Here is a 26,329-nt window from a genome sequence, read left to right as displayed (position 1 = left end):
AGTCGTCTTCAGGCCGGCGGTGCGGCGTCCTCGGACGTCGGCATCACGGGCCGGACCTCGACGTTGCCCGACGGGCAGAGCTTGGCCAGCTCCAGCGCCTGGTCGAGGTCGCGGGCCTCGATGACGTAGAAGCCGCCGAGCGCCTCCCGGGTCTCGATGAACGGGCCGTCGGTGACCAGCGGCTCCGCGCCCTCCCGGTTCTTGACCGTGCTGGCCGTGCTGGACCGCTCCAGCGCCTCCCCGCCGAGGATCCGCGCCCCGGCCTTCTCCACCGCCGCCGCGAACTCGCCGTGCAGCTTCATCGCCTGCTGCCACTCGTCGCGGGTCAGGTTGTCGTACCACTCCTCGCTGTCGAACAGCAGGAACATGTACTGCGCCATCTCAGACTCCCTCGTCTAGCGCCGGTTACTTGGATATCTTGCTGACGAACGCCCCGACACGGAATCGACAACGCCCGGGAAGAATCTTTATTACCGTGGGGTACATGGAGCACCTCGACGTCCTCGTCGTCGGCGCCGGCCTGTCCGGCATCGGCGCGGCGTACCGGATCCAGACGCGCTGCCCGGACCGCACGTACGCCGTCCTGGAGGGCCGCGACGCGCTCGGCGGCACCTGGGACCTGTTCCGGTACCCGGGGGTGCGGTCGGACTCCGACATGTTCACGCTCGGGTTCCCGTTCCACCCGTGGAAGGCGGCGAAGGCGATCGCGGACGGTCCGGCCATCCTCGACTACCTGCACGAGACCGCGGCGGCGTACGGGATCGACAAGCACATCCGCTTCGGTCAGCGGGTTGTGCGCGCCTCGTGGTCGTCGGCGGACGCGCTGTGGACGGTGCGGACCGCGGACACGGCGTACACGTGCTCGTTCCTCTACGTGTGCAGCGGGTACTACGACTACGACGCGGGGTACGTCGTCGACTTCGACGGCAAGGACGACTTCCAGGGGCGGATCGTGCACCCGCAGCACTGGCCGGACCAGCTGGACTACACCGGCCAGCGCGTGGTCGTGATCGGCAGCGGGGCGACCGCGGTGACGCTGGTGCCCGCGATGGCTGGGACGGCGGAGCATGTGACGATGCTGCAGCGGTCGCCGAGCTACGTCGCCTCCCGTCCGGCGCGGGACGCGATGTCCGACCGGATCCGCGCTGTGCTGCCCGAGAAGCTCGCCCACCGGGTGATCCGCGGGAAGAACGTCGCGTTGAGCACCGCGGTGTACGGCGCGTTCCGGAAGTGGCCGGCGCACGCGGCGTGGCTGCTGAACAGCACCGTGGCCAAGCAGTTGCCGGAGTCGATCCCGGTCGATCCGCACTTCACGCCGCGCTACAAACCCTGGGACCAGCGGCTCTGCCTGGTCCCGGATGCCGACTTGTTCAAGGCGCTGCGCAACGGCTCGGCGTCGGTGGTGACCGACGAGATCGACCGGTTCGTCCCGACCGGGCTGCGGCTGCGGTCCGGCCGGGAACTGGACGCCGATCTGGTGGTCACCGCGACCGGCCTCCGTATGGTTGCGCTCGGCAACATCGAGGTGACGGTCGACGGGCGGCCGGTCGCGCCGCACGACACCTTCGTCTACAAGGGCATGATGCTCAGCGGCGTCCCGAATCTCGCCTGGTGCATCGGCTACACCAACAACTCGTGGACGCTGCGCTCCGACCTCACCTCGCAGTACGTCTGCCGGCTGCTCAACCACCTCACCGCCACCGGCACCCGGATCTGCGTCCCGGAGATCGACCCCGCCGAGTACGACGCCCCGCCCCGCCCGGTCGTCGACCTCACCTCCGGCTACATCCGCCGCGCGGCCGCCCTCCTCCCCCGCCAAGGCACCCAAGGCCCGTGGCGGCTGCGGCAGAACTACCCGCGCGACCTGCTGACCCTCCGCTACAACCGCCTCGACGACGGCACCATGCAGTTCACCCGGGACTGACCTCCACCCACCCCCACGCCAGTCTCGCCGCCTGTCCGCCGTAAACCTTGGTTGACCACTCGAATGGTGGGTTGCCCCCTCAGATTCCCAGGGGGTAACCCACCATCTGAGGGGGCAACCCCCGAGGTGTGGGGCGGTGTGGGGCGGTGTGGGTGTTCGGGTTGGTTATCCGGCGGGGGGTCAGGGAACGGGTACGGGTGGCTGCGGGCCTACGTACGTGGCGATCGGGCGGATGATCTTCGGGTCGGTGGACTGCTCGAGGATGTTGGCCGACCAGCCGATGATCCGGCTGACCGCGAACGTCGGCGTGAACATGGCGCGTGGGATGCCGCAGAGCTCCATCATCACACCGGCGTAGAACTCGACGTTGGCGTACAGGTTGCGGCCCGGCTTGAGCTCGGCGAGCACGTCGACGATGCGCTGCTCGACCGTGGTCGCGAAGTCCACCAGCTCGCCGCCGATCCCGCGGGCGATGTCGCGCAGCATCAGCGAGCGCGGGTCCTCGGTGCGGTACACCGCGTGCCCGAAGCCCATGATCCGGTCGCCCGCGGACACCTTCGCACGGACCCAGTCGTCGATCCGGTCCGGCGTCCCGATCTCGTCGAGGCTGGCCAGGGCGCGGTCCGGGGCGCCGCCGTGCAGCGGGCCCGAGAACGCGCCGATCGCGCCGGCCACGGCCGCGACCACGTCCGCGCCGGTCGAGGCGATCACCCGCGCGGTGAACGTCGACGCGTTGAAGCCGTGGTCGACGGTCGAGATCAGGTAGTGCTCGATCGCGGTTGCGTGGACGGCGGTGGGCTCGTGGCCGGTCACCAGGTACAGCCAGTTCTCGGCCGCCGAGAGGTCGGCGCGCGGCTTCAGCGGCTGCTGTCCCTCGCGGAGCCGGTAGAGAGCCGCGAGGATGGTCGGCGTCACCGCGCAGACCAGCATCGCGTCGGCCTTGCGCCGGGCCGGGTCGGCGTCCCACAGCGGCGGCAGACCGCGTACGGCGGCGAGCAGCGACAGCGCAGTGCGGAGGCCTGCGAGCGGGTTGAACGTCGCGCCGGCGGTCGCGATCGCCGGAAGGACCGCGCTGACCTCGTCGGGGAGGACGCGCAGCGGGGCGAGCTCGGCGACGAACCGGTCGCGCTCGGCGTCGGTCGGGAGGTGGCCCTCGAACATCAGGTACCAGACGTCTTCGAGCGTCTTGGACTTGGCGAGATCGATCGCCGAGTACTGGCGGTAGTGGTAGAACCCCTCGTCGCCGCGGACGTCGCCGAGGGTCGTCTCGGTGACGACGACGTTGCGCAGGCCGGGCGGGACGTTGATCGTTGTTGACATATCTTCAGGGTTGACAGGCAATCAATAGTTGTCAATATTGATCCAGTCAACATGAGTGCTGCGAGGAGCGTGGATGCCGGCCGAAGGTGACGAGAATTACCTGACCACCGCCGAGGTGGCGCGTCGTCTGCAGGTGAAGCCGGCGACGGTCTACGCGTACGTCAGCCGCGGTCTACTCACCAGCGTCCGCGCCCGCGGCCGCCGCGGCAGCCTGTTCCCCGCCGCCGACGTAGAACGCCTCGCCGCCCGCTCCGTCGAGCACTCAGGCGTCGTCGAACGCATCGAATCCGAACTCACCCTCCTCCAAGACGACACCCTCCACTACCGAGGCCACCCCGCCCACACCCTCGCCACCACCGCCACCGTCGAGCAGGTAGCCACCCTCCTCTGGACCGGCCAACTCCCCCAGGACGGCCCTGTGGGCGCCACGGGCGCAGGTACGGCCGGCGCCACGGGCGCCGCAGGCGCTGGTACTGCGGGCGCCGCAGGCGCTGGTACTGCGGGCGCCACAGGCGCTGGTACTGCTGGCGCCACAGGCGCTGGTACTGCTGGCGCCACAGGCGCTGGTACTGCTGGCGGAGGGGATGCGGGGCCGGAGACGGGTTTGTTCGGGGTTCGGGGGCACGAGGTGGAGCTGGCCCGAAGGGCCATGGGGGTTGTGCCGGAGGGGGCTCGGTTGACGGATCGGTTGCGGGTGGCGGTGGCTGTTCTGGGGGCTGCGGATCCGTTGCGGTTCGATGTGTCGGCGGCTTCGGTGACGGCTGCGGCCGGGAGGTTGATCGGGACGCTGATCGCGGCGCTGCCGGGACCGGCAACCGCCGGTACGACACTGGGCGGGAGACTCTGGCCGAAGTTCTCCGACCAGGAGCCGCGGCCGGAGGTGCTCGACGCCGCGCTGATCCTGCTCGCCGACCACGGGCTCGCGGTCTCGACCATCGCGGCCCGGGTCGCCGCCAGCGCCCGCGCGAACCTGTACGCCGTCATCTCGGCCGGCCTCGGCGCGCTCGACGGTCAGTACCACGGCGCCGCACCGACCCTCGCCTACGAGTTCCTGGAGCGCGCCCGACAAGACCCCCTGAAGGCGCTCTCCGACCAACTGCGCTCCGGCGAACCCGTCCCCGGCTTCGGCCACCGGATCTACCAGCACCGCGACCCGCGCGCCGACGTACTGCTCGGCCTGCTCGGCGATCACCCGATCGTCGGCACGATCCACGCGATCGCCGAGCGCACGCCGACGTTCCCGAACAGCGATCTCGCCATCGCCGCGATCATGCATGCGTACGGCTTCCGCCCGGACGCCGGGGACGCCCTGTTCGCCCTGGCCCGGATGGTGGGCTGGACCGCGCACGCCCTGGAGGAGTACGCGGCCCCAGCCCTCCGTTTCCGCACCATGGGCGTCTACACGGGCCAAACGACCTGATCCGCTTGCCCCTCGAGTTGGAGGGTTGCCCGCTGAAATATCGAGCAGGCAACCCTCCAGTTGAGAGGGCAACCCCTACTTGGCGGTGAGCTTGAGGAGGGTTGCGGCGCCTGGGGCGAGGGTTAGGGGGAGCTGGCCTACGCGTTGGGGGGCGTACTGCTGGCGGGACGGCTGGAACAACCCGGCCGACCCGACGGTCTGGCTGTTCAGCGAGACCACCGCCCGGGCGCGGGTGCTGTGGGAGCGGTTGGTGACCAGGAGCCAGCGGTCGCCCGAGGCCGTGTCCCGGGGGCGGAACGTGCCGACGACGACCGGATTTCCGGAGATTCCTGACACCAGGCTCGTCGGGGTGAAGCCGACGGTCCCGTTCGGCAGCGGCGTCTCGTTGACGTGCTCGACGGTCTCGGACACCAGCGGCTTGAGTTCGCGTCCGACCTGGTGCAGCCAGGTGGTGTTGATCTGCTTCGCGGCGTAGTACCGCGAGGTGCGTTCGCCGTCCACCGTGATGAGCGCCGGCCCGAACCCCTCGCCGCGGGCGGCCTCCGGCGTCCAGTAGGTGAAGTACTGGATCCCCTTCGCGCCGTAGGCGAGGCTGACGTTCACCTGCCAGAGCAGCTCGGCCGCGGTCGGCTCGCGATGGTTGTTGTAGGCAAGCGTCTGGATGAACACCCAGGACGGGATGTCGCCGTGCAGCGCGGCGTCGCGGACGATCGCCCAGTTGTGGAAGTAGTTCGCGTCCTCGCGGCCCTCGGACAGCAGCGGGTACCGGTCGAACGAGATCAGCGACGGCTTCACCACGTCGACGAAGCTGCGGTAGTAGGCGGCGTCGTCGGACGGGAACAGGTTGATGTACGGCAGCAGCTGCGGCGCCAGCTCACGGGAGATCGCCAGCGCCTTCGCCAGCGTCGCGAACCAGCCCGCGCCGGGCTCGTCGTAGAAGTTGAACCCGGCCAGCGAGGAGTACGGGCCGTACGCGTTCCGGGCCCGGGTGTAGAGCTCCTTGGCCTCGGCCGGGGTGACGCTGAGGAAGTCCGTCGTGGTGTCGGAGATCGAGAACCAGCGGGCCATGTTGCGGATCTGGATGTCGTCGGAGATCAGCATCTTCAGGCCGGCGTCGCGGGCGAGCCCGAGCTGGTAGGTGAAGATGTTGCCGTCGCCGGCGTAGTTGCCGGAGATGACGAAGTCGAACCCGGCGTTCTTGATCTCGGCGAACCGTTCCGCGGTGCTCGCGAACGGGTGCGGCGGCCAGAACAACCCGATCGGGAAGTCCGGCCCCCCGGTCAGCGGCAACACGTCCGGCGACGGTACGGCGACCTCGGCCGCACCCGCGAGAGCAGCCCCAGCCGAAGCCCCGGCGGAAGCCGAAGCCGCAGAAGCCGAAGCGGTGGAGGCGGCTGCGGTGGAGGCGGTCGCGGCGGTCGCCGCGGTGATGGCGGTGGCACCCGCGCCGAGCAGCAGGCTGCGGCGGCTGGGGCCAAGGGTCTGGTGTGGACTCTGCATGACTCTCCTTCGGAAGGCGGTCGAACGGAGTGCGGGAGTGCGGGAGTTCAGGAACGGTGGCGGTGCGTCGACACCGCGTCGGCCGTGGCGTCGAAGGCCTGTTCGGCCAGCGGGTAGTCGCGTTGCGCGACGCCGAGGTAGAGCGCGTCGAGGACGATCATCTGGGCGTGCCGCCCGGACAGGCCGCCGGTGCGGAACGTGACGTCCCGGGCCGCGGTGACCAGCACGATGTCGGCCGCCCGTGCCAGCGGCGAGCGCGGATAGTTGGTGATGGCAACAGTCGTGGCGCCCTGCCGGCCCGACCTGGTCATCGGCTCCAGGACCTCGATCGTCTCGCCGCTGTGCGAGATCCCGATCGCGACGTCCCCGCTGCCGAGCAGCGCGGAGCTGGCCAGCGCGGTGTGGACGTCGCTCCAGGTGCTCGCGCCGCGCCCGATCCGGTGCAACCGCAGGCGCAGGTCCTCGGCGACGGCGGCCGACCCGGCCACGGCGTACAGGTCGATCCGCCGGGCGTTCGAGATCGCTTCGACGGCGCGTCCGAGCGCGTCGACGTCGAGCGCCGCGACGGTGTCCTCGAGCGCGCGGGTGTCGGCGCGCAGCAGCGTCCGCAGTACGTCGTCCAGCGAGTCGTCCGGACCGACCTCGGAGCCGGTCCCCCGCTCCCAGCTCGGACTGGTCCGGCCACTCTCGGCCGCCAGCGTCAGGCGCAGCTCGGCGTACCCGGACAGGCCGAGCGCCAGACAGAAGCGGGTGACGCTGGGCAGCGACGTCCCGCACCGGGCCGCCAGTTGCCCGATCGTCGACGAGGCGACCGCCGCCGGGTCCCGCAGGACCTCCGCGGCGATCCGCGCCTGGGCCGGGCTGAGCGCCGGCAGCAGGCCGTGGATCCGTGCCTCCAGGCTCGGCGGCGGTGACTCGACAGCGCTCATGTGAAGAATTCTCAGAGCACTTCAGCGCCAATTACAAGAATTCACACCGACCGGATCCGGCCAGCCGATTCACACCCGCTCGGAACGTCCCCGTCAGAAGAGCGCAGCCATCAGCCGACGACGCGCCTTGACGACCCGCTCGTCGTCCGCGCCGACGACCTCGAACAGCTCGAGCAGGTGCAGCCGCACGGTGTTCCGCTCGTCGCCCGCGGTCGCCTGGACGGTGGCGATCAGCCGCGCGAACGCGTCGTCCACGTGCCCGCCCATCAGGTCCACGTCAGCGACCAGCAGCTGCGCCTCGACGTCCGCCGGGTTGTCGGCCGCCCGCGTCCGTACGTCGGCCGGCACGTCCTGCGTCCGCTTCACCAGCTGCACCCGGGCCAGGCCCGACTTCGCCTCGGCGTCGTTCGGCGTCTCCTTCAGCAGCTCCTCGTACGCCGCGATCGCGCCGTCCAGGTCGCCCGCGCCGATCGCGTTCTCGGCCTTCTCGTACCGCGGGTTCGGCGCCTCCTCCTCGTCCGGGTCAGGCCCGTCCGCCGCCGCCGGACCGACCGGCTCGGCGCGACCGGTGATCCCGTTCGCGACCGCGACGGTCAGCAGCTGGTCGAGGTACTGCCGGGCCTCCGGCTCGCCGAGCGCGCCCTGGAACAGCGGCACGACCTGCCCGCGCAGGACGGCGATCACCAGCGGAACCGTCTGGACGCCAACCGCCTGGGCCAGCTGCGGGTTCGCGTCGATGTCGATCCGCGCGAGCAAGAACTTCCCGGCGTACTCGGTGGACAGCGCCGCGAGCACCGGGCCGAGCGCGACCGACGCCTGCGAGCGCGGCGACCAGAACTCGACCACCACCGGGACCTGCAGCGAGCGCTCGATGACGTCGCTCTGGAAGGTCGGCTCGCTCACGTTCAGCACGTACGACCCCGCGGCACCGCCGCCACCGGCCGGAGCACCGCCCGCCGGGCCGCCGGGTGCCGGCGCACCGCCAGGCTTGCGCAGGGCCGACAGATCGATCGCCCCGGGACGGGAGAAGTTGGACTGGCTCACCACTGTCCTCGCAATCCGTGCGTACTGAACTGTGTCTCCACAGCTCTATCCTCTACGACGCGGCCGAACCGCGCTGCGCCCGGGTCGCCATCAGCAGCCGGGCGAGCCCGCTGCGGGTACCGGCGACCGCGAGCCGGTCCCCCGGCCGTAGCACCCGGTCCGGCTCCGGATCCCAGTCCCAGGGACCGTCGAAGTCCTGCCGGGCCAGCACCCGCAGCCCGCCGGCCTCGTCCAGCTCGCCGAGCCGCAGCCCGCCCGCGACCGATCCGGACTCGACGTTCACCTCGGTCAGCAGCAGCACGCGGCGTCCGGCCGGGATCGTCACCTGCTTGCGCCGGTTCGCGACCGCGGCCGCGACCGCCGGCGCCACCAGCATCGACACCGACCGGCTGTGACCGAGGCCCAGCCGGCGCTCGACCCGCTGCGCCAGGTCGTGGTCGAACATCCGCATCGTGATCCGGGCGTCCGGGTTCAGGTCCCGGACCACCATCGCCGACTCCAGGTTGGTGATGTCGCCGTCGGTGATCGCGAGCACCGACTGACAACGCTGGACGCCCGCCGACCGCAGCGTCTCCTCGTTGCTGCTGTCCCCGATCACGACCGGGATCCGCAGCCGGTGCGCGACCAGGACACCGGGCGCGTCCTCGTCCTGGTCGACGCCGACCACGGCGACGCCGCGCTCGGTGAGGATCTCCAGCACCCGCGCACCGACCGTGCCGAGACCGCACACCACCACGTGGTTGCGCGGCCGGCCGCGGACGCCGCCGATGATCCGCGACAGCCGGGCGCCGATCAGCGAGTCGACCACGACCGCGGTCAGCAGCGCCATCAGCACGATGCCGGTCAGCTGCACCGCGACCGCCGCGACCTTCACCCACGGGTCGGCCTCGGAGAACGCGTCGTCCTCGATCCCGGCCGAGGTCACCGCGCCGGCCGCGAGGTAGACCGACCGCCACCATTCGATCCCGCCGAAGAAGTGGATGACCGCCGTACCGCCCGCGACCAGGAACGCCATCACCGCGGCGATCTTGCGCACCCGGCTGTCCAGGATGTCGCGCAGCGCCATGAACCAGCCCGCGGGACGGACGTCGCGGCTGCGCCAGATCGGCCGCACTCCGGTGCCGAGCACGATGTCGCCGTCCGGGTCGGCGCTCGATGCCGGCAGCAACTGCGGGGTGGCCGACGAGGTGGTGTCGGCGAGCACCGTCCTGTGCGGCTCACGGATCAGATCGGCCGGCCCCACCACCAGTCGCTGGCCGCCGAGCTCCATCCAGGTCAGCTCGTCGTCCTCGAGCGCGTCCGACACGAACGCGGGCGCGGCCAGCGACGGCCCGTTGATCACCACGCAGTCGCCGAGCAGGTCGTTCAGCTGCTTGCTCAGCCGCGGGTTCACCATCTGTACGACGATCCGCAGCTCCGGATCCATGTCCCGCGCGGTGAGGGCGGTGTGCACGTTGTGGACGTCGTCGGTGTCCAGCAGCACCAGTGCGCGCGCGGTGGACGGCGTACCGTCGTCGTCGGCGTCGACCCCGGCCCGGCGCAGCAGCCCCTCGCTGATCACCCGCGCGCCCATCACGGTCGCGCCGAGCTCACCGATCCGGTCGTAGTGCCGCGACGCCGGGTTGACGATCGCGGTCACCCGCTCGCCGGAGCTCACCAGCTCGGTGACCACCCGGAGCATCGTCCGGTCCGAGCCGCAGACCACGACCCGGCGCCCGTCGAGCGCATCGCGGGCGCCGTCCTGCCCCGAGGACGGCGGCTCGTCAGAACCGGGCGGGCTCTCGGTACTCTCCCCACTGTTCCCGAAGAACGTGACAGATTTCCCCCATCGTGGCCTCCGCACGCACCGCCTCCAGCATGGGCTCGATCAGGTTGCCAGTGCCGCTGGCCGCCTCCACCAGAGCCGATAGCGTACGCCGTACCCGGTCCTCGTCGCGGTGGGACTTGCGCTCGGCCAGCACCCGGCACTGCTCGACCTCGACCTCGTGCGAGACCCGCAGGATCTCCAGCTCGCCGGACACCGTGTCAGTCAGCGTGTTCACGCCGACGATCTTCTTCTCGCCCTTCTCGAGCTTCTGCTGGTACTCGAACGCGGCGTCGGCGATCTCGGCCATGAACCAGCCGTCCTCGATGCCGCGCAGGATGCCGCCGGTCATCGACTCGTCCGGGCTCATCTCCTTGATCCGGGCGAAGATCTCCTCGGCCTCCGCCTCGATCTCGTCGGTGAGCGCCTCGACGTACCAGGACCCGCCGAGCGGGTCTGCGACGTTGGTGACGCCGATCTCCTCCATCAGCACCGACTGCGTCCGCAGCGCGATCTCGGCCGACTCCTCGCTCGGCAGGGCGAGCGTCTCGTCGAGCGCGTTGGTGTGCAGCGAGTTGGTCCCGCCGAGCACGGCGGCGAGCGCCTCGACGGCCGTCCGGACGACGTTGTTGTACGGCTGCTGCGCCGTCAGCGAGACACCCGCGGTCTGGGTGTGGAACCGCAGCCACTGCGCCTTGTCGGTCTTCGCCCCGTACTCGTCGCGCAGCCAGCGGGCCCAGATCCGGCGGGCCGCGCGGAACTTCGCGATCTCCTCGAAGAAGTCCAGGTGGCTGTCGAAGAAGAACGACAGGCCGGGCGCGAACACGTCGACGTCCAGGCCGCGGGACAGCCCGAGCTCGACGTACCCGAAGCCGTCGGCGAGGGTGTAGGCGAGCTCCTGCGCGGCCGTCGAGCCGGCCTCGCGGATGTGGTACCCGGAGACGCTGAGCGGTTTGTACGCCGGGATCGTGGTCGCGCAGTACTCCATCAGGTCGCCGATCAGGCGCAGGTGCGGCTCCGGCGGGAACAGCCACTCCTTCTGCGCGATGTACTCCTTGAAGATGTCGGTCTGCAGCGTGCCGTTCAGCTTCGAGATGTCGGCACCCTGGCGCTCGGCCGCGACCAGGTACATGCAGAAGGCCGGCACGGCGGGGCCGGAGATCGTCATCGACGTGGTGACGTCCTGCAGCGGGATGTCCTTGAACAGCCGGTCCATGTCGGTTGCCGAGTCGATCGCGACACCGCAGTGCCCGACCTCGCCGAGCGACTTCGGCTCGTCGGAGTCGCGGCCCATCAGCGTCGGCATGTCGAACGCGACCGACAGGCCGCCACCGCCGCCGTTCAGGATCATCTTGTACCGCTCGTTGGTCTGCTCGGCGTTACCGAAGCCGGCGAACTGACGGATCGTCCAGGTGCGGCCGCGGTACCCGGTCGCATACAGCCCGCGGGTGAACGGGAACTCCCCCGGCCAGCCGATCCGCTCCATCCGCGGGTCGTCGACCCCCTCCGGCGGCCCGTACACCGGCTGGACCTCGGTGCCGGACAAGGTGGTGAAGTCCGCCTCCCGCGTGCGCGCCGCGTCGTACCGCTGCTGCCACCGGCTCCGGCCGGCCGCGATCTGCTCGGCATCCATGTCAGACCTCCTCGGGGACTGGTCCCAAAGTACTAGGACGTCCAACTATTTCCAATCCGGCGTGCATCACAGAGGCTGTGCGGGGCTCGGTCAGGTGAAGTCGCCGGCGTTGTGGCGGAGGGGTTCGAGGACGGACCAGAGCATCTTCAGCTGCTCGTCGGTGAGGCCGGACAGGGCGAAGTCGGCGGCGACCAGGTCGGCGGTGGCGCGTTCGACCAGGTCGCGGCCCTCGGGGGTGATCTCGCAGAGCACCGCGCGGCCGTCGTCGGGGTGCGGCGTCCGGGTCACCAGCCCGGCCGCCTCCAGCCGGCGCACGATCGACGTCACCGAGGTCGGGTGCACCTGGAGCCGCTCCCCCATCTTCCCCAGCGGCAGCGACCCGCGGCGCGAGAACGTGAGCAGCACCAGCGCCTCGAACCGGGCAAATGTCAGCCCGTGCTTGCGGAGGATCTCGTCGAGCTCGTTGATCACGATCTGCTGCGCGCGCATCAGCGACGTGACCGCCCGCATCTGCTCGACGGCACCCCAGCGCCGGCCCCACTGCCGCGACGCCTCGTCGATCGGATCGAACGGCAACGCCCTCTTCCTGGCCATGGGCGGAACCTTAACCCCACACTGTTCTGACCATGTCGAGAAGACTCAGAGATTCGGATTTCCCCACGTTGGGGACTGACGCGCCCGCCGAGCAGTTGATCAGCATCCGCTTCCGTTGGTACGCCGCGCAGGCCCGGCGCGCGCGTATCTGGTACCGCGCGCTCGGGACCGTGCAGCTCCTCGCCGCCCTGGTGATCGCGATCTCCGTGGCCATCAACGCGCCCACCTGGCTGGCTCCGACGCTGGGCGGTGTGATCGCGCTGGCCGAGGGGATCCGGACACTGTTCGGGTTCAAGGATTCGTACCCGACATACACCCGGACCGCGCAGGAGCTGCGGAACGAGGCCTGGCTGTACTCCCAGAAGGCCGGCCGGTACGCGAAGGCCGGCGACCCGGTGAAGCTGCTCGCCGAGCGGGTCGTGGAGATCAGCCACAGCGAGACCGAGGACTGGGAGGCGGCGCTGAAGGCGCGGAGCCTCTGAAACTGTCCACGGGCTCTGCGATGGTTCGGGCATGGACTTTCTGGAGCACGTGCGGGCCGAGAGCGCCCGGCTCGGTGAGGTGGCGCGGACCGGGCTCGACGCTGCGGTGCCCAGTTGCCCGGGCTGGACGGTCGACAACCTGGTGCGGCACGTCGCGACGGTCTACGTGCACAAGGTCGAGGTGCTGAAACTCGGAGCCCTCCCCGACCCGTGGCCGCCGGACTTCTCCGGCCTCGCGACCGTGGAGTGGTACGACGAGGCCCGGGCGGCGATCGTCGACGCGCTGGCCGCGGCCGGGACCGGCACGCCGACGTGGACGTTCAGCCCACGCGACCCGACGTCGGCGTTCTGGCACCGGCGGATGGCGCACGAGACCGTCGTCCACCGGATCGACGTCGAGCAGGCGCACGACGCGGTCAGCCCGATCGACCCCCGGCTGGCCCTCGACGGGATCGACGAGATCCTCTATCCGACGGTCGGCGGCCCGTGGTGGGAAGAGGGCGACACCGCGTACCCGATCGACGCGGCCGTGCGGCTCACCGCCGCGGGCCGGTCCTGGACCGTGCACGCCGACGCGACGAGTATCGAGGTACGGCAAGGCGCCGAAGGCGACGCGGCGGCGGAGATCTCCGGGGACCCGGCGCAGGTCTACCTGTGGCTGTGGGGGCGGGCCGGCGAGGACGCGATCGTGGTCGACGGCGATCCGGCCGTGGTGCGGGCGTTCCGCGGCAGAATTTCCGAAGCGTCGCAGTGATGATGTCCTCCGGGAGGCTTGCCGTTCGTTCCCTTCACAACAGCCGAGAAGGAGGACTCCGATGGCGCAATATCTTGCACTGACCTACACCGCCGACGTCGACTGGTGGGCGCCCGAGCAGGCCGAGGAGCTGGCCGAGTACCGCAGGTTCGGGGCCGAGTTCGCCGAGCAGGTCAAGGCGAGCGCGGTGCTGCACCCGACCTCGACGGCGACCGTCGTCCGGGTCGAGGGCGCCCGCGGCGGGCCGGTGGTCACCACCGACGGGCCGTACGCCGAGACCAAGGAAGCGTTGACCGGCTACTACCTGATCGAGGCCGACGATCTCGAGGAAGCGGTGCGGATCGCCGCCGAGATCCCGGCCGCCTGGGGCGGCGCGGTGGAGGTCAGGCCGGTCATCCTGGCCCGATGAACCACGACGCCCTGGCCGAGACGATCCGGATCGAGGGGACGCGGATCCTCGCGACCCTGATCCGGACCGTCGGCAACGTCCAGCTCGCCGAGGATGCCGTCCAGGAGGCCGCGGTGGCGGCGCTCGGCGCCTGGCCGGTCACCGGCGTACCGCCCGAACCGCGCGCCTGGCTCACCGTGACCGCGCGGCGCAAGGCGATCGACATCATCCGCCGCGAGCAGTCGCGCGGCGCCAAGGAGCGCGACGGCGCGGACCTGATCGAGCTGTCCAAGCGCGAGGTCGACACCGAGGCCGTCGTCCAGGACGACCTGCTGCGGCTGATCTTCACCTGCTGCCACCCGTCGCTGTCCCCGCCGACCCGCGTGGCCCTCGCGCTCCGCACCCTCTGCGGCCTCTCCCCCGCCCAGATCGCCGGCGTCCTGCTCACCACCGAGGTCGCGACCACGAAGCGGCTCGTGCGGGCGCGGCAGAAGATCGCGGCCGCCCGGATCCCGTACCGTGTACCGGCCGAGGCCGAGCTGCCCGAGCGGCTGCCCGCGGTCTGCGCTGTGATCCACAGCCTGTACACCGCGGGTCACGCACCGGCCGAGGGCGACGCGGCGTACGACGTCGACCTCTGCGGCGAGGCGATCCGGCTGGCCGAGCTGCTGCACTCGCTGCTCCCCGACCAGCCCACACCGACCGCCGTTCTAGCGCTCCTGCTCCTCACGGAGGCGCGCCGTCCGGCCCGTCTCGACGACGCCGGCGATGTCGTCACGCTCGACCTGCAGGACCGCTCGTTGTGGGATCAGGACCTCATCAGCCGCGGCGTGACGCTGCTCAACGACTCGCTGGAACGGTCCGCCCGGCAGGCCGACGCCTATCAGCTGCAGGCCGCGATCGCGGCCGAGCACGCACGCGTGCCCAGCTACCCGGCGACCGACTGGCGCGAGATCGTCCGGTTGTACGACCTGCTGGTCGCGGTGTCGCCGAGCCCTGCCGCCGAGCTCGCCCGGGTCGTCGCGATCGCCGAGACGGGCGAGGTGGACCGGGCGCTCGAGCTGCTCGACGCGATACCGCCCAGCTCACGCCGGCACGCGGTCCGGGCCGAGCTCCTCGCCCGCCGCTCGCGCTACGCGGAAGCCGTCGACGAGCTCGACCAGGCGCTGGCCACCGCTCCGCCGGACCACCCGGAGCGCGCGCACAGAGAACGCCGCCGGGCCTTGTTCCGCGCCAAGTCGGAGCAAACGACCGTCAACACCTGATCAGCCCGTGCACGGCTGATCAGTCGTTGTCGGTCCAGTTGCCGCGTTCGCTGTTGAAGATCGACTTCGAGCCGGACGACGGCGGCGACGCCGGCCGGGACGACGGCTGCGCGGCGGCCGGCGCCGGTGTGCTCGCGATGACTTCCTGCGCCGAGTCCATTCCGATCGGACCGGTGCCGTCGTCGTCGGAGTCCTCGTCCCCCTCGAGTACGTCGACACTCGCCGAGGCCCGCAGGCCGGTGCGCTGGATGACGCGCTGGATGGTCAGGTCGCGGTCGTCAGGCCGGCTGACCCACTTGATCTCGCGGAAACCCTGGTCCTGCGCGGCCGACTCGAAGACGAAGTGCCCGTAGCCGAGCATCCGGCCGATGATCGGCTTCTGCAGCGTGATGTCGAGGACCCGGGCGATCGGGGTGGTCGCGACCGTCTGCGAGAAGACGCCACGGATCCGCATCACCCGCATGTTGGTGACCACGAACCGGTCCCGATGGTGCGTGAGGAACTGCCAGAAGGCATGCGCACACAGCACGAGCACGATGGCCAGCAGCACCGGCTGCCCGCCGATCGCGGTGGTGGCCATCGTGACCAGCAGCGCCGCCGCCAGAACCACCTCGAGCATCGGCACCGAGTACACCACCCAGTGCTGCCGCACCTCGTCGATGACGACTTCGCCCTCGTCCGAGATCAGATGGCGCCGGACCTTCGGGTCGAAGATCCGGAACAGGCCTATTCCGGCCATCCGCTCACTCCCCTGTCACGCTGTTGTGTGACCCCGTACATCCAAGTGTCCCGCACGACGGCGCGCAACGGGACACTCGCAACGAGGGATCAGCTGAACAGCGCGGTCAGGAACGCGATGACGCTGGTGAAGGCGTCACCAACGGCCGAGAACGCGCCTCCTACCGCGTTGGCGGCGTTGGCCGGCTGAGTGAACAGATAGAAGCCGGCAAAGGCGATGAGCGACCAGATCAACAGCTTCTTCGGCATGTCGCCACTCCTTGTTCCTAACCCACTCGGTCGACTGTGTTTGAGTTTGTATCACGGACGGTCACCAATTGTCACTGACTGAACACAGCCCACCGCACAATGCTCACCAGCTACAAGGTCCATTCTGTAACGGATTCGGGGGCACGGCAGCCATCGGCGCGCCGCCCTGAGACGCGGACCACCGTACACGGCGTGAATTCTGCGGTATTTGCCCGAATCCGGCACAACTCCTGGTGAACGAAAAGCAAAGACACAAAGTGACACTGCGTGGTCGATTGTTCCACAGCGAGACAATCGTCACAACGCGGCGATCAACTCGTCGGCCGCCGAATAGGGGTCGGTGTCCCCGTCCGCGACCTTCGCCGCGAGCACGTCGAGCCGGGCGTCACCGTGCAGGTGGGCGAACCGGGCGCGCAGCGCGGTGGTCGCGATCGCCTCGATCTCGTCCCGGGCGCGACCGCGCCGGCGGTCGGTGAGGACGCCGTTCCCGCGCATCCACTCCAGCCGGTCCTCGATCGCCTCGACCACCTCGGCGACACCCTCGTTGCGGGACGCAACCGTCTTGAGGATCGGCGGCAACCAGGCGCCCTCGGCCCGCTCGGCCAGCGCCAGCATCGCCCGGAGGTCCCGGGTGACCGACTGGACCCCGTCGCGGTCGGCCTTGTTCACCACGTAGATGTCGCCGACCTCGAGGATCCCGGCCTTGGCGGCCTGGATGCCGTCGCCCATGCCGGGCGCGAGCAGCACCAGCGTGGTGTCGGCCATCCCGGCGATCTCGACCTCGGACTGCCCGACGCCGACGGTCTCCACCAGCACCACGTCGAACCCGGCCGCGTCCAGCACCCGCAGTGCCTGCGGCGTCGACCACGACAGCCCGCCCAGATGCCCGCGGGACGCCATCGACCGGATGAACACCCCACGATCGGTCGCGTGGTCCTGCATCCGCACCCGGTCACCGAGCAGCGCGCCGCCGGAGAACGGCGACGACGGGTCGACCGCGAGCACGCCGACCCGTTTCCCGGTCTCCCGGTACGCCGACACCAGCGCCGACGTGGACGTCGACTTGCCGACGCCCGGCGACCCGGTGATGCCGACGATGTGCGCATGCCCGGCGTACGGCGCCAGGGCGGCCATCACGTCGCGCAGCAGCGGGGACTCGTCCTCGACCAGCGAGATCAGTCGCGCCACGGCCCGGGAGTCACCCTCCCGGGCCCGCTCGACCAACTCGCCGACAGGCGCCGTACGTCGTGGCATCAGCCCACCCGCCGGGCGCCGGCCGGGTTCGGGATCGGCATCAGCTCTTCGGCACCCGGACGATCAGCGCGTCGCCCTGACCGCCGCCGCCGCACAGGGCGGCCGCGCCGACACCGCCGCCGCGGCGGCCGAGCTCGAGCGCCAGGTGCAGCACCAGCCGCGCGCCGGACATCCCGATCGGGTGGCCGAGCGCGATCGCGCCGCCGTTCACGTTCACCTTGTCCTCGCCGACCTGCAGCTCGCGCGCGGACGCGATGCCGACCGCCGCGAACGCCTCGTTGATCTCGATCAGGTCGAGGTCGGCCGGCGCGATGCCTTCCTTCGAGCAGGCCTTGACGATCGCGTTGGCCGGCTGGCTCTGCAGCGTCGAGTCCGGTCCGGCGACCGAGCCGTGCGCGCCGATCTCGGCGATCCAGCTGAGCCCGAGCTCCTCGGCCTTCGCCTTGCTCATCACGACGACCGCGCAGCCGCCGTCGGAGATCTGCGACGCCGAGCCGGCCGTGATCGTGCCGTCCTTGCCGAACGCCGGCCGCAGCCTGGCCAGGGCCTCGACCGAGGTGTCGCCGCGGACACCTTCGTCGCTGTCGACCACGATCGGGTCGCCCTTGCGCTGCGGCACCTCGACCGGGATCACCTCGTCGGCGAAGACGCCGTTCTTCCAGGCCTCGGCGGCGCGCTGGTGCGAGCGGGCGCTGAACTCGTCCTGCTCCTCGCGGGTCAGCTTCTCGACCGTGTTGTTCTGCTGGTCCGTGAGCGCGCCCATGGCCTGGTCGGTGAACGCGTCCCAGAGCCCGTCGTAGGCCATCGAGTCGACCAGCGGCACGTCGCCGTACTTGAAGCCCTCGCGGGACTTCGGCAGCAGGTGCGGCGCGTTGGTCATCGACTCCATGCCGCCGGCCACGACGATGTCGTACTCACCGGCGCGGATCAGCTGGTCGGCGAGCGCGATCGCGTTCAGCCCGGACAGGCAGACCTTGTTGATCGTGATGGCCGGGACATCCATCGGGATGCCGCCCTTGACCGCGGCCTGGCGGGCGGTGATCTGACCGCCGCCGGCCTGCAGGACCTGGCCCATGACGACGTACTCGACCTGGTCCGGCGCGACGCCGGCCTTGTCCAGTGCGCCCTTGATCGCGAACCCGCCGAGCTCTGCTCCGGTGAAGCCCTTGAGGCCACCCAGCAACCGCCCGATCGGGGTCCGTGCACCGGCGACGATGACGCTGTGGTTCCGCGTGTCAGACATGCCGTCACGATACCTGCGACGGCACTGGTACGCCGCTGCTCGAGCACGTCAGACGGGTCACACGGATCGTGTCGGCTGGGCCACTTTCGATGGCCTGGAGGGACGGCGTGCGCCACGCTGGCGACATGGATCAGCTGTTCGACGCGATCGACCACGTCGGCATCGCGGTGCCCGACTTCGACGAGGCCGTCCGGTACTACGCCGACGTGTTCGGCATGACCGTGGCGCACGAGGAGATCAACGAGGAGCAGGGCGTCCGGGAGGCGATGCTCTCGGTCGGCGACTCGGGCTCCTCGATCCAGCTGCTGGCGCCACTGTCGGACGCCTCGCCGATCGCCAAGTTCCTCGACCAGCGAGGCCCCGGCATCCAGCAGCTCGCCTACCGCGTCAGCGACCTCGACGCCGTCTCGGAGGTCCTCCGCGACCGGGGCGCCCGCCTGCTCTACGACGAACCGAAGCGCGGCACCGCCGGCTCCCGCGTCAACTTCGTCCACCCGAAGTCCGCCGGCGGCGTCCTCGTCGAACTCGTGGAGCCATCGCCCACCCACGCCGGGTAACGGCACGCGAAACGGGCGGGACTCGGGCGGGGTGGCGGACTACCCTGTTCGGGTGCTGAGGGACAGCGCCACCGACTCGTTGCACGGTGCGCCGACCGGGTTCGAGCACGAGGGCTTCGTCCATGCTTCGGACGAGGAGTTCGTGCAGCGCGCGGTCGCGTTCGTTCGGGAGGGTCTGACGGCGGGGGAAACCATCGTGGCGGTGCTGCCGCCGGAGCGGGGCGCCGTCCTGCGGGCTGCCCTCGGACCGGTGTCCGGCCAGGTCGGCTTCCACGACATGACCGTTGCCGGGGGCAACCCCGCGCGGCTGATCCCGTTCTGGCGCGACCTCCTCGAGCAGCACCCCGGGCCGGTCCGCGGACTCGGCGAGCCGGCGTACCCGGGCCGCGGCCAGGCGGCGTACGACGAGGTGCTGCTGCACGAGGCGCTGACCGGGATCGCGTTCGCGCGCGACCGGTCGTTCCGGTTGTGCTGCGCGTACGAGGCGTCCGTCGGGATCGACCCGACCGCGACCCACGCGGGCGCGGATGCCCTTGCGGAGAAGGTGTTCCGGACCGCGCTGGACGACATCCCGGACCGCGCCGAGCGCTGGGAGTTCGGGCCGGCCGAGCTCGGGGAGATCCGGCAATGGCTGAGTGGTCAGGCAGCGTCGCACGGTGTCTCGCGGGACCGGCTCGACGACCTGTCGCTGGCCCTGCACGAGATCTGTACGAACAGCATCCGGTTCGGTGGCGGGCGCGGCCGGCTGGCGGTGTGGATCGCCGACGGCACGCTGATCTGCGACGTACTCGACCGTGGGCGGATCGACGACCTGCTGGTCGGGCGGGTGCTGCCGCCGCTGGACGGGCTCGGCGGCCGGGGCGTCTGGCTGGCCAACCAGCTGTGCGACCTGGCCCAGCTGCGGTCGGGCGACGACTTCACCCAGGTGCGGCTGCACACACGTCTGCGGTGACGTCACGCGGATAAGACCACTGACAACGGTGGACTGGAAAAGTGACGGTCGTCTCACCCGTGCTCCGCTGTGTTACAGCGCACAGCCACGCGTGCATACTCGACGGTAAGTTCCGCTCACACAGACCGCCGTTCCAGGAGGTACTTTCGTGAAGCAGATCCTCGATGCGATCCTCTCCGGCGACAGTGCCGCCGTCGGCGAGCTCGACGTACCGGAGCACTACCGGGGCATCACCGTGCACGCCGACGAGGCGACGATGTTCGAGGGCCTGGACGCGAAGGAGAAGGACCCGCGCAAGAGCCTGCACCTCGACGACGTCCCGACCCCCGAGCTCGGCCCGGGCGAGGCGCTGGTCGCGGTGATGGCGAGCGCGATCAACTACAACACCGTCTGGACGTCGATCTTCGAGCCGGTGTCGACGTTCTCGTTCCTGAAGCGGTACGGGAAGCTGTCGCCGCTGACCGCCCGGCACGACCTGCCGTACCACGTGGTGGGCTCCGACCTCGCGGGCGTCGTCCTGCGGACCGGGCCGGGCGTGAACGCCTGGAAGCCGGGCGACGAGGTGGTCGCGCACTGCCTGTCGGTCGAGCTGGAGTCGCCGGACGGGCACAACGACACGATGCTCGACTCCGAGCAGCGGATCTGGGGTTTCGAGACGAACTTCGGCGGCCTGGCGGAGCTGGCGCTGGTGAAGTCCAACCAGCTGATGCCGAAGCCGGCGCATCTGACGTGGGAGGAGGCGGCGTCGCCCGGGCTCGTGAACAGCACGGCGTACCGCCAGCTCGTGTCGGCGAACGGCGCCAACATGAAGCAGGGCGACGTGGTGCTGATCTGGGGCGCGTCCGGCGGCCTGGGCTCGTACGCGACCCAGTTCGCGCTGAACGGCGGCGCGATCCCGGTCTGTGTGGTGTCGTCGCCGGAGAAGGCCGAGATCTGCCGCGCGATGGGCGCCGAGCTGATCATCGACCGGTCGGCCGAGGGGTACCGGTTCTGGAAGGACGAGTCGACCCAGGACCCGAAGGAATGGAAGCGGCTCGGCGCCCGGATCCGCGAGCTGACCGGCGGCGACGACCCGGACATCGTGTTCGAGCACCCGGGCCGGGAGACGTTCGGCGCCTCGGTGTACGTCGCGCGCCGCGGCGGGACGATCGTCACCTGCGCGTCGACGTCGGGGTTCATGCACGAGTACGACAACCGGTACCTGTGGATGAACCTGAAACGGATCATCGGCTCTCACTTCGCCAACTACCGCGAGGCCTGGGAGGCGAACCGGCTGATCGCCAAGGGCATGGTGCACCCGACGGTCAGCAAGGTCTATCCGCTCGAGGACACCGCCCAGGCGGCCTACGACGTGCACCGCAACCTGCACCAGGGCAAGGTCGGCGTCCTCACCCTGGCCCCCACCGAAGGCCTCGGCGTCCGCGACACCGCGCTGCGCGAGAAACACCTCGACGGAATTAATCGCTTCCGTAACAGGTAGTTCGTTTGGGCGTTTGAGGCGGGTTCTGACAGGCTTATGGTGGGGGATTCACTGTGAGCCGCCAGAAGGGAAACCTCGGGAAATGCCTGACGAGTCGAGCCTGCCGTTCTTCGATCGCACGGCGACCGCGGCCGGGGGCTTCCCGGTCAGCCGTCGTGGGTACGACAAGCAGGCCGTGGACGACTATGTCCGCGCGCTGGAGATGCAGCTCGTCGAGGCCCGCAACCGCGCGGACAGCCTGCAGCAGAGCGTCGCGCCGATGCAGCAGCAGCTCGAGGAGACCCGGCGTCAGCTCGAGGCCAGCGCCAACCCGTCGTACGCCGGGCTCGGCGACCGGGCCGCGCAGATCCTCCGGCTCGCCCAGGACCAGGCGTCCGAGGCGCTCGAGGAGGCCAAGCGCGAGGCCGAGGAGCTGCGCGCGAACGCGGCCAAGGAGGCGGCCGCCGCGCGGGCGACCGGCGACCGCGAGGCCGAGGACATCCGCACCGTCGCGCTGAACGAGGCGGACAGCATGCGGCGTACGGCCGAGGGTGACGCGGCCGAGCTGCGGCGTACGGCGGAGACCGAGGCGGCCGAGGTGCTGCAGGCGGCCCAGCGGAAGGCGGAGCAGCTGCAGCTGACGGCCGAGTCGCAGTCCAGCACGCTGAAGAACGGCGCGCTGCACGAGGCCGAGAAGATCCGGACCGCGATCCAGCGCGAGTCGGCGGCGCTGCGGGCGCGGCTGGCGGACGAGCGGGAGCAGCAGGCCAAGGAGCTGGCCGACAAGCACCAGCAGATCGCGGCCGACACCGACAGCCTGACCACCCAGATGAAGGAGGCCGCCGAGGCGTCCGAGCGCCGGGTGGCCGAGGCGACCGAGCAGGCCCGCAAGATCCGCACCGAGGCCGAGGAGTCGGCCGAGCGGACGCTGTCGCGCGCCCGCCGCGAGGCCGAGCAGCTGCTGACCACCGCGCGGACCCGCGCCGAGGCCGAGCTCGCGAACGCCGCCGACGAGGCGGAGCGGTCCCGGACCGTCGTCGCCCGCGAGACCGAGCGGCTGGCCAAGCGCCGCGACGGCATCCTCACCCAGATCGCCGGCCTGAACGAGATCGCCAGCAATATCGCCCGGCAGGCCGCCGAGCTCGACTCCGAGACCGCCGCGGCGCCGTACGTGAACCCGTTTGCCCGGGGCACCGAGTCGTCGTCCGGTCTCACCGACGGTCCGTCGGGGCGCGGCGGCAACCCGTTCGGCACGCCCGGCTCCGGCGCGGGCAGCCCGTTCGCTGCCGACGGAGCGGCCGCGAGCCCGTTCTCCGCCGAGGGCCCGTCCACGTTCTCCCCCGAGGCAACGTCAGGCCCGTCGGCCGGCGCGTTCTCGCCCGAGGCAACGTCAGGCCCGGCCAGCGCGTTCTCGCCCGAGGCCTCGTCAAGCCCGGCCGGCGCGTTCTCGCCTCAGGCTTCGTCGAGCCCGGCCACCGGGTTCTCGCCCGAGGCTTCGTCGGGCTCGGCTGGCTCGGCGTTCTCGCCCGAGGCTTCGTCGGGCTCGGCTGGCTCGGCGTTCTCGCCCGAGGCTTCGTCGGACGCGGCTGGCGCCACGTCCGAGGCTGGGTCCGCCGAGGGGACGGCGTTCCCCGCCGAGTCCCCGGCTGATTCTGCTGCCGAGGACGACAACCCGTACCCGGCGACGACGGCGGCCGACAACCCGTTCCAGGGGGCGACTCCGGCCGCGTCCGGCGCGAGTGAGTCGTACGACGAGGAGGACGAAGCGGGGCCGTTCACCGGCGCCAGCCCGTTCGTCGGCTCCGGGGCCGGGGACGCGCGCGTCGACGAGACCCGGATCGACACCGATCTGCGCGTCGACCCGAAGGACGCCGACGGCCTCGCCGACAAGACCAGCCGGTCCGCCGGCGGCCCGGCCGACTCCGCCGCGGACGACACCGAGGAGCCGAAGGACTCGACGATGGTGGACGAGTTCCGGCTGGGTGACCTCGCGAGCGAGGAGACTCGGGCGCAGACGCGGCCGTCCGCCCCGGCGAAGTCCGGGAGTGCGTCCGACGACACGACCACCTCGAGCGCGCGATCCCCGAAGGACAAGATGTGACGCCTCCCGGCGACGACACCTCCACAGCGACCCCGGAAGCGGATCTCGCCGAGGCAACTCGCGAAGCGAAGTCCGCGGCCGCCAAGGCCGAAGCCGCCGCCGGCAAGAGCGAACAAGCAGCCGCCCAGGCCGCCACCTCAGCCACCGAAGCCGAAGCCGCGGCCGACGCCGCCGACTCCTCCTCGGACGAGGCGACCGACGCCGCACGCGCAGCCGACACGTCGTCCGACGAGGCGGCCGATTCGGCACGGGCAGCGGACACCTCGGCCGACGAGGCGGACATTTCCGCAGCCAAGGCGGACACTCTGGCGGTTCAGGCCGACGCCGCCGCGGACAAAGCCGACACTTCAGCGGACCAGGCCGATGCCTCCGCAGACAAGGCGGACGCTTCCGCCGACATGGCCGACACCTCCGCGGACATGGCCGACACCTCCGCGGACAAGGCGGACGCTTCCGCGGGCAAGGCCGACACCTCCGCGGACAAGGCGGACGCTTCCGCGGACGAGGCCGACGTTTCCGCTCACCAAGCGGACGCTGCCGCTGACAAGGCCGACACCTCCGCAGACAAAGCGGACGCTTCCGCAGACAAAGCGGATGCTTCCGCGGACGAAGCGGACGCTGCTGCCGACAAGGCGGACACTTCCGCCGACAAGGCCGATACGTCCGCGGACAAGGCTGACGTCTCGGCCGACGAAGCTGCGGCTGCCGCGCATGCGGCGGACGGGGACATCGTCGACGAGCTGCTGATCGAGGAGCGGCACCCCTCGGTCGGTATGGGAACGCCGGGTCCGCCGCTGCGCCGGGGCAACCCGTTCACCTTCGGCTTCTTCGCCGCGCTCGGCGTTCTCGTCGCCTGGGGTCTGTGGAACGCGGCCGGCCAGGCCCGCTCGGTCCTGATCCTGCTGCTGGTCTCGATGTTCATCGCCGTCGGCCTGAACCCGCTGGTCGAGTGGTTCATGCGCCGCGGCCTGCGGCGCGGCCTGTCCGTCGGCGTGGTGTTCCTGCTGATGATCCTCGCGGTCGCCGGCGTCGGGTTCGCGATCGTCCCGGTCGTCACCGACCAGATCAACAGCCTGATCAAGAACGCCCCAGAGTGGCTCGACCTGCTGACCAAGTCGAAGACCCTCAACGAGCTCGACAGCAAGTACCACTTCATCCAGAAGGCGCAGGACTACATCCAGGACCCGGCGCTGGCCCAGCGCGCGTTCGGCGGCATCCTCGGCGTCGGCAAGGTGGTCGCGGGCGCGCTGTTCAACACGTTCACGATCCTGGTGCTGACGCTGTACTTCCTCGCGTCGCTCCCGTCGGTGAAGCGCGCGGCGTACAGCCTGGTCCCCCGCACCCGCCGGACCCGCGTCTCGATCCTCGGCGACGAGGTCCTCGGCCGGGTCGGCGGCTACGTCAGCGGCCAGTTCATGGTGGCGCTGTGCGCGGGCGTCTGTATGTTCATCTTCCTGGAGATCATCGGCCTGCGGGAGTACGCCGTGGCGCTGGCGATCGTGGTGATGTTCTGCGACTTCATCCCGATGGTCGGCGGACTGATCGGCGTCGTCGTGGTCTCCCTGATCGGCTTCACCGGCGGCCTGTGGACCGGGCTCGGCTGCCTGATCTACGGCATCATCTACCAGCAGGTCGAGAACTACGTCGTCGCCCCGCGCATCATGCGCCGCGCCGTCGACATCCCCGGCGCCGTCACCGTTATCGCCGCCCTCCTCGGCGGCGCCCTCCTCGGCGTCGTCGGCGCCCTCCTCGCCATCCCCTCCGCCGCCGCCATCCTCCTCATCATCCGAGAAGTCTGGGTCCGCAAAGCCGACGCCTCCTGAGCAGCTTCCTTCGGGTGACGCTCGCGCCACCCGAAGGAAGGTCACACGGTTTGCCTGCCGGCAGCCTTCTGCCTTCGGGAAGAGCGTGGTGTGGCACTCGCGCGAGCGGGGCGATCAGCCGCGGGTGGAGCTGTCCGAGCCTTGGCGGTCCGGCTGCGCTTCGGTTCGGTGATTTCGATCAGTTGTAGGGATCGTCCGTCGTCGAGTCTGATGACGAGGTCGTGGGTGAACTCCTGCCGCGCTTGCCGCATCGCCTTCCGGCCGGATTCTTTGTTTGCGGCTGTCTGCACCAACTGAGAGACGCGTTGGTGGGAGACGCCGAGGATGCTGCTCACATCGCGGACGGGAACGCTTGCGTCGGTCAGCGCGGACGCCACCTCGCGCGTGAGCTCGGCGACCAAGGCTTCGAGGTCCTTCGCCCGGCGGCGGAGGGCGTCGACCAGCGTTTTCGCCTCGAGCAGGTTCTGCCCGTCCGCGTCGATGCCGGCCACTTCGATCGCGACCTTCGACAGCGGTACGTCAGTGGACACCGCGATGAACTCCCGTGCCATCTGCTCGACCTCGTCGAGCCGCCGCGCCTGGGTCACTCCCCCGAGCTCCGGGACAGCAACCATCCACCAACGGTCTTCCCGGCTGACCGTCACCTCGTAGGTCTTCACCGCTCCTCCTCACACTCGGCGAGTGCCTTGTCGACCTTCCGGACGATCCCCGGAGAGATCATCCGGTGGCCGTCCGGCAGCACGAACGTGTGCTGACCGCAGGAACATTCGTACAAGCTGTGCGAACCCTCCGTCCTGACCCGCCGCCAGCCGGCGTCCCTGAACGCCTTCACGACCTTCCGTGTCGGCTGCTCGCTGACCATGATTTTAGGCTAGCTGGCTAGACACTTTCAAGGC

At 70.5% G+C, this 26,329-nt stretch carries 25 protein-coding genes and 1 pseudogene; 12 read left to right on the top strand and 14 right to left on the bottom strand.

Going from position 1 to position 26,329, the window contains the following annotated elements:
* Nucleotides 1-8 precede the first annotated feature (8 nt).
* A complete protein-coding gene (locus tag ABZW60_RS32040; RefSeq protein WP_355483205.1) occupies nt 9-380 on the bottom strand; it encodes a YciI family protein in 372 nt (123 codons plus the stop codon).
* A 104-nt stretch (nt 381-484) separates the two neighbouring features.
* On the opposite strand from ABZW60_RS32040, the gene ABZW60_RS32035 reads away from it, so the two are divergent.
* A complete protein-coding gene (locus ABZW60_RS32035) occupies nt 485-1,924 on the top strand; it encodes an NAD(P)/FAD-dependent oxidoreductase (RefSeq protein WP_355483203.1) in 1,440 nt (479 codons plus the stop codon).
* Between the two features lie 180 nt (nt 1,925-2,104).
* Here the strand turns inward: ABZW60_RS32035 and ABZW60_RS32030 are convergent, their stop codons facing one another.
* Nucleotides 2,105-3,244 (bottom strand): citrate/2-methylcitrate synthase, encoded by a 1,140-nt coding sequence (locus ABZW60_RS32030; protein WP_355483201.1) that lies wholly within the window; start codon nt 3,242-3,244, stop codon nt 2,105-2,107.
* A 73-nt stretch (nt 3,245-3,317) separates the two neighbouring features.
* Here ABZW60_RS32030 and ABZW60_RS32025 point away from each other — a divergent pair.
* Nucleotides 3,318-3,434 (top strand): annotated as a pseudogene (locus ABZW60_RS32025) (helix-turn-helix domain-containing protein); the annotation flags it as partial.
* A 486-nt stretch (nt 3,435-3,920) separates the two neighbouring features.
* Nucleotides 3,921-4,664 (top strand): citrate/2-methylcitrate synthase, encoded by a 744-nt coding sequence (locus ABZW60_RS32020; RefSeq protein WP_355483765.1) that lies wholly within the window; start codon nt 3,921-3,923, stop codon nt 4,662-4,664.
* A gap of 75 nt (nt 4,665-4,739) precedes the next feature.
* On the opposite strand, the gene ABZW60_RS32015 is transcribed toward ABZW60_RS32020, so the two are convergent.
* The 6 genes from ABZW60_RS32015 to ABZW60_RS31990 all read right to left on the bottom strand — a co-directional run bounded on the left by ABZW60_RS32015 (nt 4,740) and on the right by ABZW60_RS31990 (nt 12,168).
* Entirely contained in the window at nt 4,740-6,164 is a 1,425-nt protein-coding gene (locus tag ABZW60_RS32015) for a hypothetical protein (RefSeq protein WP_355483199.1), read from the bottom strand.
* A gap of 47 nt (nt 6,165-6,211) precedes the next feature.
* A complete protein-coding gene (locus ABZW60_RS32010) occupies nt 6,212-7,093 on the bottom strand; it encodes a MurR/RpiR family transcriptional regulator (protein ID WP_355483197.1) in 882 nt (293 codons plus the stop codon).
* 93 nt (nt 7,094-7,186) lie between these two features.
* Entirely contained in the window at nt 7,187-8,137 is a 951-nt protein-coding gene (locus tag ABZW60_RS32005) for a tetratricopeptide repeat protein (protein WP_355483196.1), read from the bottom strand.
* A gap of 52 nt (nt 8,138-8,189) precedes the next feature.
* On the bottom strand, nt 8,190-9,980 hold the full coding sequence (locus ABZW60_RS32000) for an NAD-binding protein (RefSeq protein ID WP_355483194.1): 1,791 nt from the start codon (nt 9,978-9,980) through the stop codon (nt 8,190-8,192).
* The gene (locus tag ABZW60_RS31995) at nt 9,901-11,574 is read right to left on the bottom strand and encodes a methylmalonyl-CoA mutase family protein (protein ID WP_355483192.1); all 1,674 of its coding nucleotides are present in this window, start codon (nt 11,572-11,574) and stop codon (nt 9,901-9,903) included. The genes ABZW60_RS32000 and ABZW60_RS31995 overlap by 80 nt, the downstream gene beginning before the upstream one ends.
* A gap of 90 nt (nt 11,575-11,664) precedes the next feature.
* A complete protein-coding gene (locus tag ABZW60_RS31990; protein ID WP_355483190.1) occupies nt 11,665-12,168 on the bottom strand; it encodes a MarR family transcriptional regulator in 504 nt (167 codons plus the stop codon).
* A gap of 68 nt (nt 12,169-12,236) precedes the next feature.
* On the opposite strand from ABZW60_RS31990, the gene ABZW60_RS31985 reads away from it, so the two are divergent.
* The 4 genes from ABZW60_RS31985 to ABZW60_RS31970 all read left to right on the top strand — a co-directional run bounded on the left by ABZW60_RS31985 (nt 12,237) and on the right by ABZW60_RS31970 (nt 15,057).
* Nucleotides 12,237-12,650 (top strand): DUF4231 domain-containing protein, encoded by a 414-nt coding sequence (locus ABZW60_RS31985; RefSeq protein WP_355483188.1) that lies wholly within the window; start codon nt 12,237-12,239, stop codon nt 12,648-12,650.
* A gap of 31 nt (nt 12,651-12,681) precedes the next feature.
* Nucleotides 12,682-13,404 (top strand): maleylpyruvate isomerase family mycothiol-dependent enzyme, encoded by a 723-nt coding sequence (locus ABZW60_RS31980; protein ID WP_355483186.1) that lies wholly within the window; start codon nt 12,682-12,684, stop codon nt 13,402-13,404.
* 61 nt (nt 13,405-13,465) lie between these two features.
* Nucleotides 13,466-13,813: a YciI family protein gene (locus ABZW60_RS31975; protein ID WP_355483184.1), complete on the top strand. Its 348-nt coding sequence runs from the start codon at nt 13,466-13,468 to the stop codon at nt 13,811-13,813.
* Entirely contained in the window at nt 13,810-15,057 is a 1,248-nt protein-coding gene (locus ABZW60_RS31970; RefSeq protein ID WP_355483182.1) for a DUF6596 domain-containing protein, read from the top strand. The genes ABZW60_RS31975 and ABZW60_RS31970 overlap by 4 nt, the downstream gene beginning before the upstream one ends.
* Nucleotides 15,058-15,076: 19 nt before the next feature.
* Here ABZW60_RS31970 and ABZW60_RS31965 read toward each other — a convergent pair whose 3' ends face one another.
* From ABZW60_RS31965 to ABZW60_RS31950, 4 genes are all read right to left on the bottom strand, one after another.
* Nucleotides 15,077-15,796 carry a PH domain-containing protein gene (locus tag ABZW60_RS31965; RefSeq protein ID WP_355483180.1) on the bottom strand — a complete coding sequence of 240 codons (720 nt, stop codon included), beginning with the start codon at nt 15,794-15,796 and terminating at the stop codon, nt 15,077-15,079.
* Between the two features lie 89 nt (nt 15,797-15,885).
* On the bottom strand, nt 15,886-16,044 hold the full coding sequence (locus tag ABZW60_RS31960) for a hypothetical protein (protein WP_355483178.1): 159 nt from the start codon (nt 16,042-16,044) through the stop codon (nt 15,886-15,888).
* 297 nt (nt 16,045-16,341) lie between these two features.
* Nucleotides 16,342-17,298 carry a methylmalonyl Co-A mutase-associated GTPase MeaB gene (gene meaB / locus ABZW60_RS31955; protein ID WP_355483176.1) on the bottom strand — a complete coding sequence of 319 codons (957 nt, stop codon included), beginning with the start codon at nt 17,296-17,298 and terminating at the stop codon, nt 16,342-16,344.
* A 40-nt stretch (nt 17,299-17,338) separates the two neighbouring features.
* Nucleotides 17,339-18,541 (bottom strand): acetyl-CoA C-acetyltransferase, encoded by a 1,203-nt coding sequence (locus ABZW60_RS31950; RefSeq protein WP_355483175.1) that lies wholly within the window; start codon nt 18,539-18,541, stop codon nt 17,339-17,341.
* A gap of 125 nt (nt 18,542-18,666) precedes the next feature.
* On the opposite strand from ABZW60_RS31950, the gene mce reads away from it, so the two are divergent.
* The 5 genes from mce to ABZW60_RS31925 all read left to right on the top strand — a co-directional run bounded on the left by mce (nt 18,667) and on the right by ABZW60_RS31925 (nt 25,433).
* A complete protein-coding gene (gene mce / locus ABZW60_RS31945) occupies nt 18,667-19,098 on the top strand; it encodes a methylmalonyl-CoA epimerase (protein WP_355483173.1) in 432 nt (143 codons plus the stop codon).
* Between the two features lie 52 nt (nt 19,099-19,150).
* On the top strand, nt 19,151-20,050 hold the full coding sequence (locus tag ABZW60_RS31940; protein WP_355483171.1) for a sensor histidine kinase: 900 nt from the start codon (nt 19,151-19,153) through the stop codon (nt 20,048-20,050).
* A gap of 148 nt (nt 20,051-20,198) precedes the next feature.
* Nucleotides 20,199-21,530 (top strand): crotonyl-CoA carboxylase/reductase, encoded by a 1,332-nt coding sequence (ccrA, locus tag ABZW60_RS31935; RefSeq protein ID WP_355483169.1) that lies wholly within the window; start codon nt 20,199-20,201, stop codon nt 21,528-21,530.
* Between the two features lie 82 nt (nt 21,531-21,612).
* A complete protein-coding gene (locus tag ABZW60_RS31930; protein ID WP_355483167.1) occupies nt 21,613-23,610 on the top strand; it encodes a transposase in 1,998 nt (665 codons plus the stop codon).
* On the top strand, nt 23,607-25,433 hold the full coding sequence (locus tag ABZW60_RS31925) for an AI-2E family transporter (RefSeq protein WP_355483165.1): 1,827 nt from the start codon (nt 23,607-23,609) through the stop codon (nt 25,431-25,433). Before ABZW60_RS31930 ends, ABZW60_RS31925 begins: the two co-directional genes overlap by 4 nt.
* 41 nt (nt 25,434-25,474) lie before the next feature.
* Here the strand turns inward: ABZW60_RS31925 and ABZW60_RS31920 are convergent, their stop codons facing one another.
* Both ABZW60_RS31920 and ABZW60_RS31915 read right to left on the bottom strand, forming a co-directional pair.
* Entirely contained in the window at nt 25,475-26,077 is a 603-nt protein-coding gene (locus tag ABZW60_RS31920) for a hypothetical protein (protein ID WP_355483164.1), read from the bottom strand.
* A gap of 11 nt (nt 26,078-26,088) precedes the next feature.
* On the bottom strand, nt 26,089-26,295 hold the full coding sequence (locus ABZW60_RS31915) for a type II toxin-antitoxin system HicA family toxin (protein WP_355483162.1): 207 nt from the start codon (nt 26,293-26,295) through the stop codon (nt 26,089-26,091).
* Between the last annotated feature and the right edge of the window lie 34 nt (nt 26,296-26,329).

Source organism: Kribbella sp. NPDC003557 (assembly GCF_040610805.1).
In the GTDB taxonomy this organism is placed as follows: domain Bacteria; phylum Actinomycetota; class Actinomycetes; order Propionibacteriales; family Kribbellaceae; genus Kribbella.
This window is presented reverse-complemented; position numbering and strand designations above follow the sequence as displayed.